This window comes from Micromonospora sp. NPDC023737 (assembly GCF_040639715.1).
Lineage (GTDB): Bacteria > Actinomycetota > Actinomycetes > Mycobacteriales > Micromonosporaceae > Micromonospora.
The window spans coordinates 83,684-98,759 of sequence record NZ_JBFAAL010000006.1; the positions used below are offsets into that span (position 1 = coordinate 83,684).

General features: G+C 68.3%; 11 protein-coding genes, 1 tRNA gene and 2 pseudogenes. 8 read left to right on the forward strand and 6 right to left on the reverse strand.

Annotated elements, in window-relative coordinates; genetic code table 11:
• Nucleotides 1-62: 62 nt before the first annotated feature.
• On the reverse strand, nucleotides 63-1,460 hold the full coding sequence (tnpB, locus tag AB0F98_RS15825) for an IS607 family element RNA-guided endonuclease TnpB (protein ID WP_357735031.1): 1,398 nt from the start codon (nucleotides 1,458-1,460) through the stop codon (nucleotides 63-65).
• On the reverse strand, nucleotides 1,457-2,038 hold the full coding sequence (locus AB0F98_RS15830; protein WP_357735034.1) for an IS607 family transposase: 582 nt from the start codon (nucleotides 2,036-2,038) through the stop codon (nucleotides 1,457-1,459). Before AB0F98_RS15830 ends, tnpB begins: the two co-directional genes overlap by 4 nt.
• A 308-nt stretch (nucleotides 2,039-2,346) precedes the next feature.
• On the opposite strand from AB0F98_RS15830, the gene AB0F98_RS15835 reads away from it, so the two are divergent.
• A complete protein-coding gene (locus tag AB0F98_RS15835; protein WP_357735037.1) occupies nucleotides 2,347-2,562 on the forward strand; it encodes a hypothetical protein in 216 nt (71 codons plus the stop codon).
• Between the two features lie 122 nt (nucleotides 2,563-2,684).
• Here the strand turns inward: AB0F98_RS15835 and AB0F98_RS15840 are convergent, their stop codons facing one another.
• Nucleotides 2,685-3,128 carry a hypothetical protein gene (locus AB0F98_RS15840; protein ID WP_357735040.1) on the reverse strand — a complete coding sequence of 148 codons (444 nt, stop codon included), beginning with the start codon at nucleotides 3,126-3,128 and terminating at the stop codon, nucleotides 2,685-2,687.
• A 144-nt stretch (nucleotides 3,129-3,272) separates the two neighbouring features.
• On the opposite strand from AB0F98_RS15840, the gene AB0F98_RS15845 reads away from it, so the two are divergent.
• A complete protein-coding gene (locus AB0F98_RS15845; protein WP_357735043.1) occupies nucleotides 3,273-3,950 on the forward strand; it encodes a hypothetical protein in 678 nt (225 codons plus the stop codon).
• A 322-nt stretch (nucleotides 3,951-4,272) separates the two neighbouring features.
• Here AB0F98_RS15845 and AB0F98_RS15850 read toward each other — a convergent pair whose 3' ends face one another.
• Nucleotides 4,273-4,722, reverse strand: a complete 450-nt coding sequence (locus AB0F98_RS15850; protein ID WP_357735046.1) for a hypothetical protein — start codon at nucleotides 4,720-4,722, stop codon at nucleotides 4,273-4,275.
• A gap of 469 nt (nucleotides 4,723-5,191) precedes the next feature.
• On the opposite strand from AB0F98_RS15850, the gene AB0F98_RS15855 reads away from it, so the two are divergent.
• The 4 genes and pseudogenes from AB0F98_RS15855 (at nucleotide 5,192) to AB0F98_RS15870 (ending at nucleotide 7,122) form a co-directional block, all read left to right on the forward strand.
• On the forward strand, nucleotides 5,192-5,395 hold the full coding sequence (locus tag AB0F98_RS15855) for a hypothetical protein (protein WP_350792083.1): 204 nt from the start codon (nucleotides 5,192-5,194) through the stop codon (nucleotides 5,393-5,395).
• Nucleotides 5,396-5,454: 59 nt separating this feature from the next.
• Nucleotides 5,455-5,775: pseudogene (locus AB0F98_RS15860) on the forward strand (hypothetical protein); the annotation flags it as partial.
• Nucleotides 5,776-6,067: 292 nt separating this feature from the next.
• Nucleotides 6,068-6,455: pseudogene (locus tag AB0F98_RS15865) on the forward strand (transposase); the annotation flags it as partial.
• 439 nt (nucleotides 6,456-6,894) lie between these two features.
• Nucleotides 6,895-7,122, forward strand: a complete 228-nt coding sequence (locus AB0F98_RS15870) for a winged helix-turn-helix domain-containing protein (protein ID WP_357735050.1) — start codon at nucleotides 6,895-6,897, stop codon at nucleotides 7,120-7,122.
• A gap of 734 nt (nucleotides 7,123-7,856) precedes the next feature.
• On the opposite strand, the gene AB0F98_RS15875 is transcribed toward AB0F98_RS15870, so the two are convergent.
• On the reverse strand, nucleotides 7,857-8,405 hold the full coding sequence (locus tag AB0F98_RS15875) for a winged helix-turn-helix domain-containing protein (protein ID WP_357735053.1): 549 nt from the start codon (nucleotides 8,403-8,405) through the stop codon (nucleotides 7,857-7,859).
• Nucleotides 8,406-9,819: 1,414 nt separating this feature from the next.
• Here AB0F98_RS15875 and AB0F98_RS15880 point away from each other — a divergent pair.
• On the forward strand, nucleotides 9,820-13,797 hold the full coding sequence (locus tag AB0F98_RS15880; protein ID WP_357735056.1) for a carboxypeptidase regulatory-like domain-containing protein: 3,978 nt from the start codon (nucleotides 9,820-9,822) through the stop codon (nucleotides 13,795-13,797).
• Nucleotides 13,798-14,258: 461 nt separating this feature from the next.
• On the opposite strand, the gene AB0F98_RS15885 is transcribed toward AB0F98_RS15880, so the two are convergent.
• Nucleotides 14,259-14,343: transfer RNA gene (locus tag AB0F98_RS15885), tRNA-Arg, on the reverse strand.
• Nucleotides 14,344-14,403: 60 nt separating this feature from the next.
• Between AB0F98_RS15885 and AB0F98_RS15890 the strand changes: the two genes are divergently transcribed.
• Nucleotides 14,404-14,931: a hypothetical protein gene (locus tag AB0F98_RS15890; protein WP_357735059.1), complete on the forward strand. Its 528-nt coding sequence runs from the start codon at nucleotides 14,404-14,406 to the stop codon at nucleotides 14,929-14,931.
• Nucleotides 14,932-15,076 lie beyond the last annotated feature (145 nt).

Here is a 15,076-nt window from a genome sequence, read left to right on the forward strand (position 1 = left end):
AGGGAGACCGGCGCGCCGACCCGGGCACCGGACGTCCCCACATCCGCCGTCACCGTTACCTTTCAGTGCCCTCTAGTGAGCACACGTTCGGTAGTCCTACCTTGCGGTGGGAAAGTCCCGGTCTGACCCGCGGTCGCGGTGCCGGGTGGACGCTTCGTCGCCACCCGCCCCGCGAGCGAGGTCTTACGGTCGGCTCCACGTCCGATCGAGCCTTGCGGCTCCGGGTCTCCGGCCACTCCGGTACCCGACTCGCGCCCTACCAGCCGCGCGAGATTCCGTGCTGCGTTCTGGTCCCGGTCCAGGACCAGCCCACAGGCGTCGCACTTGAATGTCCGGATCCGCAGAGGCAGCTTGGCTTTCACCACCCCGCAGTCGGAACAGGTCTTGCTGGACGGGAACCAGCGGTTGGCCGTGACCAGCCTGCCGCCGTTCCAGGTCGTCTTGTAGCCGAGCATGGTGCGGATGGTGCCGAACCCGCAGTCGGAGATGGCCTTGGCCAGGTTGCGGTTGCGGACCATCCCGGCCACGTTGAGGTCCTCCACCACGATCGTGCCGTAGGTGGCGGCAAGCCCGGTGGTGAGCTTGTGCAGGCCGTCGCGGCGCAGGTTCGCCACCCGGGCGTGCGCCCGGGCCAGGTCGGTGTTGGCCTTGTGCCACCGCTTCGACCCGGCCCGCCTGGTGCGCCGGTCCGGGCCGACCCGGCGTGAGGTCCGGAGGGCCAGGCGGCGCTGGTGTTTGGCGGCGCTGGCCAGGTGCCGCGGATTGTCGACGATTTCGCCGGTGGACAGCACGGCCAGGTGCTTGACCCCGACGTCCACGCCGAGCACCGCGTCCGGTCGGGCCGGGGTGCCGATCTGCCGGTCGACCTCGACGGAGAATGAGATGTACCAGCGGCCACCGTCCAGCTTGACCGTGGCGGACAGGATCCGGGCGGTGCCGGCCTCCAGGCGGCGGGCCAGCTTACGGGCCGACTCGTGCAGCTTGATCGTGCCCAGCCGGGGCAGAGTGACGTGCTTGCGGTCGGCTTCGACCCGGATGGTGCCGGTGGTGAACGTGCAGGACTGCGACTTGTTCCGCTTGCCCTTGAACCGCGGGAAATGAACCTTCGGCCCCTTACGCTTGCCGGACTTGGAGTCGCGCCAGGCGTCCAGCCCGGCGACCAGGTTGCGGATCCCGGCGGCGTACGCCTCCTTGGAGTTGTCCGCCCACCACGGCGCCACGTCGCCCTTGACGGTGTTCCACTGCTTGCGCAGCGCCGGCAGGTTCCACGGCACGGCCGGGGTGAGCTCGTCGCCGGTCAAACCGTAGGTCTTCTCCGCGGCCCGCTGGTCCATCTGTGCCTTGATCAGCCCGAGCGCCCAGTTGAACGCCTTCCGGCTGGCCCCGGCGTGTGACCACAGGGCCTGGATTTGGGCGGCGTTCGGGTCCAGCGCGAACCGGTACGCCTGGTTGACGATCACGACTCGTCTTCGGCGGTGGCGACGGCGACAGCGCGGGCGGCCCGGTTCGCCGCCGCGCGCTTGCCGTACAGCCGGGCGCACAGGCTGGTCAGGATCTCGGTGACGTCGCGGACCAAGTCGTCGTCCAGTTCGGCCGGATCCACTACCAGCAGCCGGCGGCCCTGCCCGGCCAGCGCAGCCTCGACGTACTCGGCGCCGAACCGGGCGAACCGGTCCCGGTGCTCCACCACGATCGTCGTCACAGCCGGGTCGCGTAGCAGCGCGAGGAACTTCTTCCGGCGCCCGTTCAGCGTCGACCCGACCTCGGTCACCACCCGCGACACGGCAAGGTGTTGCCCGGTGGCCCAGGTGGTGACTCGGGCGACCTGCCGGTCCAGGTCCGCCTTCTGGTCGGCCGACGACACCCGGGCGTACACCACGGTCTGACCGGTGCCCGCTGCGGACGGCGTGACCGGCTCGCCAACCATGATCAGCCGACCGAGCCGGTACGTGGGAACGGGCAACATCCCGGCCTCGTAGCGCCGCCGTGCGGTCGCGTACGAAACACCGGTGGCCGCCGCCCACTCCTTCAAGTTCATGCAGCGACTCTAGCACCCTAATGAGCACTAGAGACGACCGGCACCCATCAGTTGCTAGCCCCTGCCGTACCGGGTCGCCTGCCCTGACATCCCGCCGACGAGCACCCGGGGCGTTGAGACCGCGTAGTCGCAGTCCCTTCCCCTCCTCGGTCCAGACGAGCTTGTGGGCGTCGCGTCCGAACCGGGCGGCGAACTTGGCGCGGCCGTTGTGCGGCTGGTCGGTCACCTCGGTGACGGCCCGGTCGCCGATGGCCAGGCGTGAACCGGGCGGCAGGGCGTCGAAGCTCAGGTCGAGATCGACGTAGCTGGTGTACTTCGAGCTGGTCCGGGACGACGACCAAGAGGTCGAACACCGGTTTGGATACCCAACGATGAATCGTCGCCTGGTCATCGAGAAGGCCACGGGCGAGGGCAGGCCAGACGATGATCGAGACGACAAGGCCTGCCGCGCGGTGTTCGTGAAGATCACGCGGTTTCATCGGAGCGAGGCATGCTGGCCAAGGCGTGGCACCTACGCGGCGTGAGCCGTCCGGGGCAGGCGGGCTAATAGCCTCCTCCCGTTCGCCGGCGCCCTGCCGAAGGACGAAGGAAGGGCGCCCCAGCGGCTGGAGGATGCCCGCTGCCAGGATTGATGCCGCGAAAGCCGTCAGTCGGCGCTGCGGCTGGCCGCCGACGGCGGGGTTGCGGTCAGGTTGAAGTCACATTGCGGTGCGGCACTGGTCTCCGTCTTGACGACTTGGCCGTTGATCCGCAGCCGGCACTCGACCGACGGTTGCCCGTTGACGAAGGCGAGCCGATCGTCCACGTTCGGCTTCTTCCGGGCGGACCCGGTGACGTAGACGTAGACGTCGTCGGGCCAGGTCAGCGTCAGGTCCTTCACCCAGTTCGGCGCCGGGGTGCGTTCCTCTTGGGTTGCCACGTTGTTGTGGCCCCACTGCACCACCATGTCGAAGAGCTCGATCGGGCCGATCAACGCCACCTCGAGTGTGACCTTCTGCTGCACCGGCTTCTGCGCGTCCAGAGCCGATGTGTCAGGCGAACATCCAGCCAGCAGGACGGTCAGCGCGGTAATCGCGGCGAGGCGTCGCATGCATCCTCCTCAGGGACATCGGGGCTCGCGGCCGGCCGGTAGCCTAGCGATCCATCGCCGCCGGCGGGGTCCCTGTAGTTGTCGCATGCCGTGTTCGGGCAGGTTCGGTGTGGGACGCCGCGGCGGCAGCAACGGGGGGTGCGAATGGACGTGGACCGAACCGCAGAGGCAATCCAGCGCTACCTGCTGGACCGAAAAGAAAGAGTCCAAAAGGTATATAAACGGTCCGGGTGGCTTTCGATCTCGACGAACAGCCACACCTACGACCCGGAGCCCGCGGATTGGGCCGTGGCCGGGGAGGACTGGGTAGCCGACGCGCTCCGGGTGGCGGCAGGACGTGATCCGATCTGGACCACCCATGGTTTGCTCCTTCCGGTGCAGGGCGAACCGTTGCACCTGAACCGTCCGGAGGTGATGGCGAAGCTTGGCCGGCGGGTCGGTGTCGGGTTGAACCCGCTGGCGTACGCCGAGCTGTTCGGAGAGCTGTACTCGTGGAAGATCGACGGCCCCGTGGTGTATCCCTTCGGCGAAACACGGTGGGCTCGGCCGGGTTGGTTGGTCCGCGAAGCGGACCACTTCGCCCAAGAGACGGTCGTGCCAGACGCTCCCCCAGTGGCAGCCCCAACGTTCAAACAGAGGCCCGACGGCGAGTGGACATTGTCGTTCTACTCGCACAACCGCGTGCTACTGGAGTGGCGGACGGCGGTGAACATCTACACCTGGACGGTGACCGGCAGTCCGGACCGGGACGCCACCTGGGAGCGACAAACCATCGCCGACATGGTGCTGGAGGCGCCGCCCTGGGAGCGCCCAAGCGGATGATGCCTTTGCTGCCCGCCGTACGCAGTCGGGACGAGGCGGACCTCTACCTGGAGTTGCATCCGTGCCCGCGGTGAGGGTCGATGGAGGCCGCTTGGGAGGAGACGCCCGCCACGCAGGGAACCCGGCCCGCGTATCGGTACAGCGGCCACTGCGCGGACTGCGGTGACCGGCGCGAGTTCGTCTTCGCGCTGCCGGAGGGGCAGCGCGCCCCCGCCTCTCCCGGCCCGCATCCCACCACCCGCTTCGGTGGGCCGCAGCCCTCGGCGCTGCTCGACCCAGGCGAGTGCGATGTCGGCGCCTCGCGGACTGCTGGGAAGGGGCGTCAGTCCATGCAGCGGACTCGAACCGCAACGTGCATCCACTGGGCGCCGCCAGTGTCCCAGTCGATGACGGTCAACTCGGCGCGGTGATGATCCATAGAAACTGGATCGTCGCCCTCCCGGGCCAGACAGGTCGGATAGGTGCCATCCGAGCGAAACGTCCCCGCGGCGTCCTGCCAATTGTCGGTAAGCACGGAGTAGATCGTGTCCCCCTCGTTGGGTTTGCGGACGGCGCCGTCCGTCTCGAACGCGATCAGCCGCGTCTCCTCGTTCGACCACGTGACAGTCCCCGTCAACACCACTGCGGTCGCCGAATGCCGCTCACGCGACAACCCGATCCGATAGCCACCGAACCCGGCGATCACTGTGGCGATGACTGCAAGCGCTACCGACACCCGCGCGCGCCGAATCTTGGCTACGGCGGCAATGCGTTCTTCTCCCATGATCGACATCAAAGCAGGGTATGGCGATCCCGGCCGAACGGGTCGACGCGCTGGCCGCCGGGCTCGCCAGTGGCCTGCGATCAGTCCGGGGCTTACACGTGCACACGCCAAGTCGCCGCAGGCATGAGGCAGTCCGAACTGAGCCGCCAACGGGCCGTCACGGCACGAAGTGCCGAGCGCGGCAAACCACCGATACGGTTCACCACTCAGTCGGCAGCAGAACAAGCAGCCGGGCCTCACGAGGTGGGTTGAGGGCCCGAGAATCCCTCGGCCCCCATCCTGCGGTGATGGGTGACGGAAGAGGAGACGCAGGTGAGTGAGTCCCCAGCGGGACAGTGGGCATGGGCCGAGGACCCGAGCGGGCGACCCAACCCCGCAGGACTGTCGACGGCGGGGTTCCGGCGGCCCGTCGCGCTGGCATAGGCGAAACCGCGCCGCATCGGGCATGGCCGGCGGCCGCACGGGTAGCCCGCTGGGCATGGAGGCTTCACTGGCGCATCTGCACGGCGGGCCGCTCGACGGTGTGCAGCGCGAGCTGCCCGACGGGCCCGGCGACCTCGTGGATTTCACCCACGAGACGCGCGACGGCACCTGGTACGTGCAGTACCGCAAGGTTCGCTCGGCCGGCGACGGCTGGCACTACCAGGCCACCGGCGGGATGGAAAAACAGGACGAGGAGTGACATCGGCGGCGCGGGCCTGATCCGGGGTTTCCGTCCCCGGCACGAGGGAAGCCAGCCGCATGGCCGAAACCTTCGCGGATCAGGACCTCAAGACCCTGCGGTCGATTGCGCGCGCTGCGGGGATGCCGGACACGGACGGGATGCCGCACGACGAGCTGGTCGAGATGTTGCGGCGGGCCGGACTGGCCGAGCCGGACGGTGGGCCGGCCGACACCAACGTGGCCGAGCAGGGCGGTGCGTCGGGCAGGTACCGCGGCGAGGGCGTCGGACGCCGGGAGTCGGCCGGCGGGTCGGGCGCGCAGACGGCCGCCGCCGTCGACCAGCCGACGCAGGACCCGGCCCGGTTGTCCGGGCTGCCCCGCAGCAGTCTGGACCTGGGTGACGAGAGCACCGGCGGTCGGGCCGCCGAGGAGGCGATCGGTGCCCGGCGGGGCGAGTCGGTGGTCGACGACCGCGCCCAGGATGCGCGGGGCGTGCAGGGTGAAGACCAGGACCCGGCCGGGCTGTCGGGCCTGCCGCACAGCAGCCTGGACCTGGGTGACGAGAGCACCGGCGGTCGGGCCGCCGAGGAGGCGATCGGCGCCCGGCCCGGTGAGTCCGACACCGAGATCGACGACCGCACGCAGCGCTGATACCGCCGGGGGTGGCGGGGCGTGTATGACGCCGTCGCCCTGCGGGTGCCTGGACATCGATCGGTTGCGTACCTGCGTCGCGGCGGTGCCGTCGCCGCGCACGGCTGATGGACGTGGCCTTTGGCGGCCGAGATCACCTGCTGGTTGCGGCCGTTCGCGAACACTTCGCCGCAGCAGATCCTGTGTCACACCTGCGGTCGCGGCAAGGATCAGACGATCATGATCTCGGGCGGGCCGCTGTTCGGTGGTCGTGGCCCTGGATTCGGGCCGAAGTTCGTGGACCGTACCGTTGAACGCGGTGCGGCTGGCGCCGGGTGACGGCGCAGCCACGGTCACCGCTGGGCAGCTGCGAGACATCGTGGGACGGCTGATCAGGGCCGGGCAGTGGCGGGCCGATGACTGGGGTCCTGGTCGTGGCCGACGCCTGCTAGGACGCGCCCAGACTGGCGTGCCTCCTGCCTGGCCACCGCCTGTCGCACGTAGATCGCACGCCGCTCGTGCGGATTCGAGCTGGAGATGGTCCCCGGGCACGCACGGGCGCTAACGTGCCGTATGCCGGCATGGTTCCAGTCCCGCGGCCGACGCCAGCAGGTTATTCCTGACCCGAAGCCCACCTGCGTGGGCGTAGGCCGGAACCGTGGCGCATCGCGTCGCGGCAAGCCGGTTCTCCGGCTGCCGGACCACGGGCCGAAAGCTGGAAACCTGGCCCGGCCCCGGCCGAGAGGGCGCGTGCCCCTTGGTGCCAACCCAGGTTCACATGACCACCGCTCGCCGCCTACCCGAACATGCACTTAGTTCACTGGGTTAGCCGGAGGTTGAGTGGAGCTAGTGCCCGTGATCTCATCGGGGCGCCAACTCAGGAGTGACATGCCCCGACGAATGACCTACCGCCAAATCGCGGACGACATCGCCGCCCGCATCGCCACCGGCGAGTACCCACCCGCGTCCAAGATTCCTTCCTATAGCCAGTTGTCACAGCTCTACAGCGTTTCCGTTGCAACCGTGCAGCGTGCGCTTCTGGTGCTGCACGCCAAAAGCGTCGTGTATGGAGAGCCTGGTCGAGGCGTCTACGTCAAGGGGCATGACGACTCGTGAAGTTAGGCGAAACAGGAGACGCGGACGTTACGCCGACTGTGTGGAGCTGAACCCGTTGGATCCTCGTGGGAGCGCACCAAGTCCGGCAATACCAGTGTTCGGCTATGGAGTCGTGCAGGTAGGGAGGTTATGCGAGTCGCATTCATGTTGCGCCATTTGCACGAACGGGCATCCAGCTTGTCCGGGCGCCTAAGACGCCGCTAAGCGCGGCGTCATCGGGGCACGTTCCTCACCGCGCGCTGAAAGCCCCTCTCCGGCCGCCGCCTTGCGGACTGGCGGCGGGACGTCGCCCCCAGCGGCATCAGCCCAGGATCTGCGCTCGACGCGTCCACGATTGAACGCTTCGAGGTGGTTATCGCCGCCTTACCGGGTCGCGGACGAGATCTTCGCCGAGCGCCTCGACCTGGTCCGCCTGGGTCAGTCCATCAACGAGGGAAGCCAGAACTGCAGGAGCGCGCGCTGCGCAAGACGGGCTCGCTGGCGGCGGTCGCCGGCCCTGCATGTCAAGGGCATCGGCGAGACCACGCCACCCTGGCAGATGCCGTCTAGCTGATCTTGGCGGAGGGCATCTGCCGATGATGCCTGCAGGTCGATCTCAATCCGCCGTGTGGGTGAGCACCTCAATGGGGGTGATCGCGAGATCGACGTTGAAGTCGTGGCTTGTTTGGGGGCCGAGCAGGTAGAAGGGCTTCGGTGCGGCGAGGGGTGGGGCCGCCAGGGACCCGGAAGGCGCATCACTCCCAGATCTGGTCTCGACTCTCTCGCGCGTCTTCGGCGTTCGTCGACAGCACCGCGCCGGGGTCGACAAGACGCAGGCCGACGCCGCGCACCGCCTGGATCCGCAGCGGGCAGTTCAATTCGTCGAGCTTGCGGCGGAGTCGCTTCACCACCGACCACACGTTGTCCCGGCCGCCGAGGTGGTCGTTGCCCCAGACCGCGCGGTGCAGCGACTCGAAGGTGCAGATGCGGCCGAGTTGTGCCAGCAGAAGGTACCGAAGCAGGTCGTGCTCGAGCGGCGACAGGGGTACGGTGCGCCCGGAACAGGTTGCCACCCGCCTGTCCGAGTCGACCTTCGGGACGACATCAGCCGTTGCTATGAGGGCTGGCGGGAGCGGCTCGACGACGCGTGGATGGACTGACGGCGCTTCGGCGGGCGGGGCGCTGTCGACAAGTAGCGACAAGAGCTCCTCCGGCGACGAGACCAGCAGCACCGGAGCCTGGCTGGTCACCAGCGACGCCAGGCGCATTCTCTCCGCCGTCGAGGCGGCGATCGCGATGATCAAGGCTGCGCCGTCGGCTCGCGGTGGAGGTTCCATCCGGACATCCCCGATGGACTTTTCTCTCGGAGCGAGAGTCATCTTTCTCCTTACCTGTGGCCTCCTGCGTTCCGCCTGCGTCGCCGGCCCGATGGACCGGAGCAGACGCTGGTAGGACCGGAACGACCCTCCAAAACCCTCTGGGCGTCGCGTGGATCACGTTGGCTACCCGAAAGGACACTATGAACTATGTGAATGAAGTATCAAGTACAGCGTGTGGGTAAATCGTCACTATCAGTCGACAAGGTTGACAGTTATCGTCAGGGACGTGGCGAAGTTGGGCAGAAACTGCCCACCGGGTCCGGGTGAGGTGTAGGGGCTCATGACGCTGGTGTGGCGTTGACCAGCAGCGACCCGGCCGGCCGTCGGAACAGTGACCTCGCCGATCTGATCAGGCAACTCGCCGACGTGGACCGCCTCCTGGCGCTACACCATCGGGGTCTTAAGAAGCCGATACCCGTGACCCAGCCGGAGTCGGTGATGCCCACGGCGTGGCAGGATCCATCCTGAGTCGGTCGGAAGCAGCGACGTGAGAGCCACGAGGTGGTCGTCTGCCGCCCACAACACCGCCCGGTCGCCGGGGTCGAGAACACTCTCCTTGATCGGCGGTCAGCCGAGCGGCGAACCGTCAAAGGAGTAATTGAAGTCGTAGGGCTTCCTGCCACCGACTCGGCTGAGGGCGGCGGCGTGCCGGACCTCCTGGTGGTCGACGTACGACACGACCCGGCCGACCGCGGGTCGACCTTGTGCCCGGGGGCGGGCTTGGCGCGGCAAGGCCGGCAACTCCGCCCTCGTAGGCCGCGACCGGGCCGAGTGCCATCTGCACCACGTAGGTCTCCGTCGACTGCAGGCCGGCACTCGCGGTGCTGGCCCCCGGCACGATGGTGAGTCCCATGGGCACTACGCCCAGCGCAACCGGCGCCGTCGTCCGCTGCTGCCAGGTACCAGCGGTTCGGTCGTTCGGGCCACGTGGCCCTTCCCTGCCGGCGGTCCGCTTCGGAGCATCCCACGGCCGGAGCCGACACGTGTTGTGCGTGCAGCCTCATGACTTACTCATCGGTCGCCCCTGTCGGCGTCATGCGATGTCGGAGAACCCGCCATCTCGCGGGGTCGGCGCGAGGACCCGGATACACCGCACGGTTATGACGCGCTGATCATCAGTTAGCCACGAGTTGACCGGAGTGCTCCCGAGTTGCCCATGCCGCCGTGTAGACCCACCTGCGCCGCGTCATCCATGTTGGTCTATAGCCCACGACCGTGGGGACCGTGCGCGTCCTGTCTCTGCGGCGCGCTAGTACATGGAGGTTACGTGCACACACGAACCAGGCATGCGAGACGCGCGTCAGCCGCAACCGCGGCTTTCGCGATTCTCACGACGGTGATGGCGAGCGCAGGACACGCCGCGTTCGCCGCGCCAGCGACCACAGCACCGCCAGCCAACCCGGCCGACAAGCTCACCTCGGCCGTGGAGAAGACGCTCACCGCGCACGACTCCGCGGACTTCTGGGTAAAGCTGTCGGCGAAGGCCAACCTCGACACGGCGCCGAACAACGCCGACTGGGGCAAGCGCGGCCAGTACGTCTACGACGCGCTCACCAGCACGGCCAAGACGTCCCAGGCCGACGTGATCCAGCAGCTCGAGGCGAACAACGCCGACTACGAGAGCTTCTGGATCAGCAACCGCATCCTCGTCGAGGACGGCACGCTGGAGCTCGCCAAGGAGCTCGCCGCGCAGCCCGAGGTCAGCCAGATCACCGAGACCACGAAGTTCGACCTCGTCGAACCGGTCAAGCGCGAGAAGGCGCCGGCGAACGCCCCGGCCGCGGTCGAGTGGGGCCTCGACTTCATCAACGCCCCTGAGGTCTGGGCCCAGGGCTTCACGGGCGAGGGCATCGTCGTGTCGAGCGTCGACACCGGCGTCCAGTTCGACCACCCGGCGCTCGCCGACGGTTACCGCGGTCGGCAGCCCGACGGGACAATCGTCAACGACTACAACTCGTTCGACTCCTCCGGGCGGTGCGGCTCCGGCAACCCGTGCGACGTGAACGGGCACGGCACGCACACCATGGGCACCATGATGGGCGACGACGGTCAGGGCAACCAGATCGGTGTCGCGCCCGACGCGCAGTGGATCGAGGCCAACGGCTGCGACACCTGCTCGGACGCCGACCTGCTCGAGTCCGGTCAGTGGATCACCGCGCCGACCCGCACGGACGGCACCGAGCCCGACCCGGCGAAGCGGCCGCACGTCGTCAACAACTCGTGGGGCGCGGTCGCCGCCGGGGCCATCGACGACTGGTACCAGGACATCACCGACGCGTGGGCTGCCGCCGGCATCTTCAGCGCCTGGTCGGCGGGCAACAGCGGTCCCGGTTGCCAGACGACCTCCTCGCCGGGCGCGAACACCACGAACTACTCGGCGGGCGCGGTCGACTCGTCGGGCCGCATCGCGTCCTTCTCCTCGCGCGGTCCCGGTGAGGGCGGCGGGATCAAGCCGAACATCTCGGCCCCGGGGGTGGCGGTTCGCTCCTCGGTCCCCGGTGATGGGTACGCGGTCTACAACGGCACCTCGATGGCCGCCCCGCACCTCGCGGGCGCCGTCGCCGTACTGTGGAGCGCCGCACCGGCACTGATCGGCGACATTCCGGGCACCTGGGAACTGCTGAACCAGACCGCCCACAACGTCGACGACACCTCGTGCGGCGGCACCGCCGAAAACAACAACGTCTACGGTGAGGGCACGCTCGACCTGGCCGCGCTGATCGACGCCGCGCCGATCGGTGACATGGGCACCGTTGCCGGCACCGTCACCGAGACCGACGGCGACCCGATCAGCGGGGCGCGCGTGACGGTCGACGGCGAGCGCGACCGTACCGTCACCACCGGCACGGACGGCACGTACTCCGCCCGCGTCGCCGTGGGCGACTACCAGGTCTCGGCCTCGGCGTTCGGCTACCTGCCGTCTGCCCCGACCGGCGCCACGGTCACCGTCGACGCGACCACCACGGTGGACATCGACCTCGAGGCCGCGCCACGCCACACCGTGTCCGGCACCGTCACGGACGTCGCCACGGGCAACCCGTTCGTCGGCACCACGGTGAGCATCTCCGCACCGATCGACCCGGTCACCACCGACGCCAACGGCGCGTTCGCGTTCGCCGACGTGCCCGAGGGCACCTACACCGTCTCGATCGAGGGCGGCACCTGCACGAGCGCGTTCTCGGCGGAGGTCGTCGTCGACGGCGACGAGACGGTCACCGCCGAGATCGCCCGTCGGTACGACGACTTCGGGTACTTCTGCACGGTCGGCAGCGACGGGGCCGCCACGGGTGACACCCGGGTGAACCTGACCGGTGACGACGCGGCGACCACGGTCCCGCTGCCGTTCTCGTTCCCGTACTACGAGGGCGACTACACGACGGCGTACGTGACCACCAACGGCCACGTGAACTTCGCCGGGCTCTCGAGCGCGTACAGCAACACTGCGATCCCGAACAGTGTCGCACCCAACGCCGCGATCTACCCGCTGTGGGACGACCTCTACTTCGACGACTCGTCGGGTCTCTACACCGCGGCCACCCAGGTCGACGGCGTGGACGCGTTCATCCTCGAGTTCCGGAACGTCACGTTCTACGCCAACCGCGCCGAGCGGACGAACTTCTCCGTGACCCTCCTGGAGAACGGCGAGATCGAGCTCGGCTATGGGGCCAACTCGGGCGGAGCGGCGGCCGGCAGCTCGGCCACGGTGGGTATCGAGAACGAGAACGGCACCATCGCCCATCAGTTCTCCTACAACACCCCGACGATCAACCCCGGAATGTCGATCCACTACGACTCCGCGCCACGAGGCACGGTGGCCGGCACGGTGACCGACCGGAACACGGGTACGCCGATCTCCGGCGCGACCGTGGCGGTCTCCTCCGAGGCCCAGAGCAAGACCGTGACCACTGGAGCGGACGGCACATACTCGACGTCGGTCCTCACCGGTGGCTACTCGGTCAAGATCACGGCGCCGAAGTACGAGGCTGCCACCGGTTCGGTCATGGTTACCGAGGACAGCACCGTGAGGTTCGACGCCGCGCTGGCCGCGGGCATGGTGACCATCGCTTCGGACGGCGACACGCACGCCGACCTGCCGATGGGCGGTTCGCACACCGAGGAACTCACGATCACCAACGAGGGCACCGCCCCGGCGTCGGTCGAGCTCGAAGCCCGCAGCGGCGAGTTCGCGCCACTCGCCACGGGTGCTCTCACGGCGGTGAAGGGTAAGGCGACCGTCCCGGCGTCGGTGGCCCCGAAGGGGAAGCTGTCAGCGGCCGGCTCGTCGATGTCACGGTCGAGCGTCAAGGGCGAGACGGTGACGCCGCAGGCGGCGCCGATCCCGGCCGACGAGATCACCATCACGCACTCCGCGTCGCAGGCGATCATCACCGGCAACTCGGCATCGTGCAACAACGGCCTCACCACCCGGAACAACTCGTACCTGCGGACATTCACGCTGGCCGACTTCGGGCTCAACAGCCTGGACGTATCGAGCGTGTCGTTCGGGGTGGAGGTGAACCAGGGCAGCCAGCCGCTCACGGTCAACCTCTACGCGCTCGAGGGCGAGCTGCGGTACGCCAACATGACGCTCATCGGCTCGGCCGACGCCACGGTCCCGGCCGGTAACGGCACTCTGGTGACGGTCCCGGTCGAGGGCGCGGTTCCGTCCGGTGGCACCTTGGTGGTCGAGGTGGCCGTCCCTGCGGATGGCTACTTCTTCATCGGCTCGAACAACGCCGGCCAGACGGCTCCGTCGTACATCGCCTCGGTGGACTGCGGCATTTCCGAACCGGCCGAAACATCGTCGATCGGCTTCCCGGACATGCACATCGTGATGAACGTGACGGGTAGCACGGGCGGCGCTCCGGCGGACTGGGTGTCCTTCGACAACCCGTCCGTCACGCTCGAGCCGGGCGAGTCGGTCACGGTGGAGGCAACCATGTCGGCCGACGTCGACCAGCCGGGCGCGTACTCCGCAGCGATCGGTGCCAGCACCAACACGCCGTACAACGTGGGTGAGGTGCCGGTGTCGATGAACGTCACCGCCCCGAAGTCGTGGGGCAAGATCACCGGTACCGTCACCGAGGCCGGCGGCCAGCCACTCGGTGGGGTCATCGTCCAGGTGAACGGCGGCAAGGGGTACCACACGACGCTGGTCACCGAGGAGGACGGCACGTACGAGTACTGGATCGACTCGAAGGTGAGCCCGCTCACGCTGATCGTCGCGGCCGAGGGCTACGTGCCTGAAACGGCGAAGGTCACGCTCAAGGCTGGGAATACCGTCACGGCGAATTTCTCGCTCGACCCGCTCCAGTAGCGCGTACACGGGGCGCGCCATAGCGCGCGTCCCTACGGCGGCGACCCGGTCACCATCCAGGTGGCCGGGTCGTCGGGCATCGAACGGACCTGAGCGGCCTGCTCCCCCGGCATCAGGGTCAGAGAGACCCCCGACTCGGTGGCCCCCGTCGACGTGACGATGACCGTGACGCCGCCCGGGCTTGCAGCACTGGATCCTGACCCCGGACGGGCGGATCAGCGAGTTCGGGTATGCGTTCCACCACCCGGCGGCTATGTCGTCAGACGCGTTAGCCCAGGTCACCTCACTACTCCGGTCCGGTGGTGACGCTTAACAACCGCGCTGCTGCCGCGGATCGCCTCGTGAGGCAGTCGTAGGCCGAACTCGGCTTCCTGTTCGACGCGTAGGCCTAGGGGCAGCCGTGGGGGCCAACACGATCAATGCCCGTCTCCCGTGACAGGAAACCGGCCCTTGACCTGCTACGCGCCCGAAGGGACTCGAACCCCTGACCTTCTGACCCGCAATCAAAAGCTCACCGGCTGCTGAGTACCAAGCTCTCGAGCCCGCACATCGACCATGAGCGGATAACGGCTGGCGCGGGTGCAGTCTGTGGGCCATGGTTTGGGCGTGATCGTCATCCAGCGGGTGCGCGTGCGATGGAGCGCGGCTGGGCGTGGCGCGCCACATGCCGAAGCCCGCCGAGGACTCAACCGCCCGTTGATACTTCCCGCGCCGCTGCCAGCAGGCGATGTTGTGGTCCATGACGTCCTGGCTGATGAGGCCGCCAGCTACGCACAATGCGTCGACGTCCTGACCGGCGGCGTGAGCATCGCCCGCAGCCTCACTCTGTGGCTCACCTTCGACGGCGCGGCGGTGATCGTCGAGCGCCTGCCCGGCGAGGCAGCCTTTCCCCGAACGGGAGTGTCGGCCCGGTTGTTCACCCTCACGCACGGGCAGGTCGGCCGGTACAGAGCCAACTTCCGGTTCCGTTTCACCGACTGCGCGTGCGACCCCAGCTGGTACTACGAGGACTGGGTGGTCCATGTCAGCAACGGCGATGTTGCGCACGACCGGTTTCGGAGCGGCAAGCCGGACCGCGATGTCGACAACCGTGTCCATCTCTACGGCGGCCCCGCGCGCCGAGGTAACCGCTAGCCGCCGCCCATCACTCACGGCCGATCACCCCTTGCCTTCAGCGCGAGCAGTCCGCTGCCGCCCCGCGCACGATTGGCGGCAGAGGTGGACGTTCGTTGGGAGCCGGTGCTCCCAGTCTCGTCCGTTTCGAGCGTGTTTGGTAAGC

Coding starts and splice junctions, on each gene's coding strand:
- AB0F98_RS15870 (WP_357735050.1), top strand. CDS start 6,895: ATGCCCCGACGAATGACCTACCGCCAAATCGCGGACGACATCGCCGCC.
- AB0F98_RS15850 (WP_357735046.1), bottom strand. CDS start 4,722: ATGTCGATCATGGGAGAAGAACGCATTGCCGCCGTAGCCAAGATTCGG.
- AB0F98_RS15880 (WP_357735056.1), top strand. CDS start 9,820: ATGGCGAGCGCAGGACACGCCGCGTTCGCCGCGCCAGCGACCACAGCA.
- AB0F98_RS15845 (WP_357735043.1), top strand. CDS start 3,273: ATGGACGTGGACCGAACCGCAGAGGCAATCCAGCGCTACCTGCTGGAC.
- AB0F98_RS15855 (WP_350792083.1), top strand. CDS start 5,192: ATGGAGGCTTCACTGGCGCATCTGCACGGCGGGCCGCTCGACGGTGTG.
- AB0F98_RS15830 (WP_357735034.1), bottom strand. CDS start 2,038: ATGAACTTGAAGGAGTGGGCGGCGGCCACCGGTGTTTCGTACGCGACC.
- AB0F98_RS15840 (WP_357735040.1), bottom strand. CDS start 3,128: ATGCGACGCCTCGCCGCGATTACCGCGCTGACCGTCCTGCTGGCTGGA.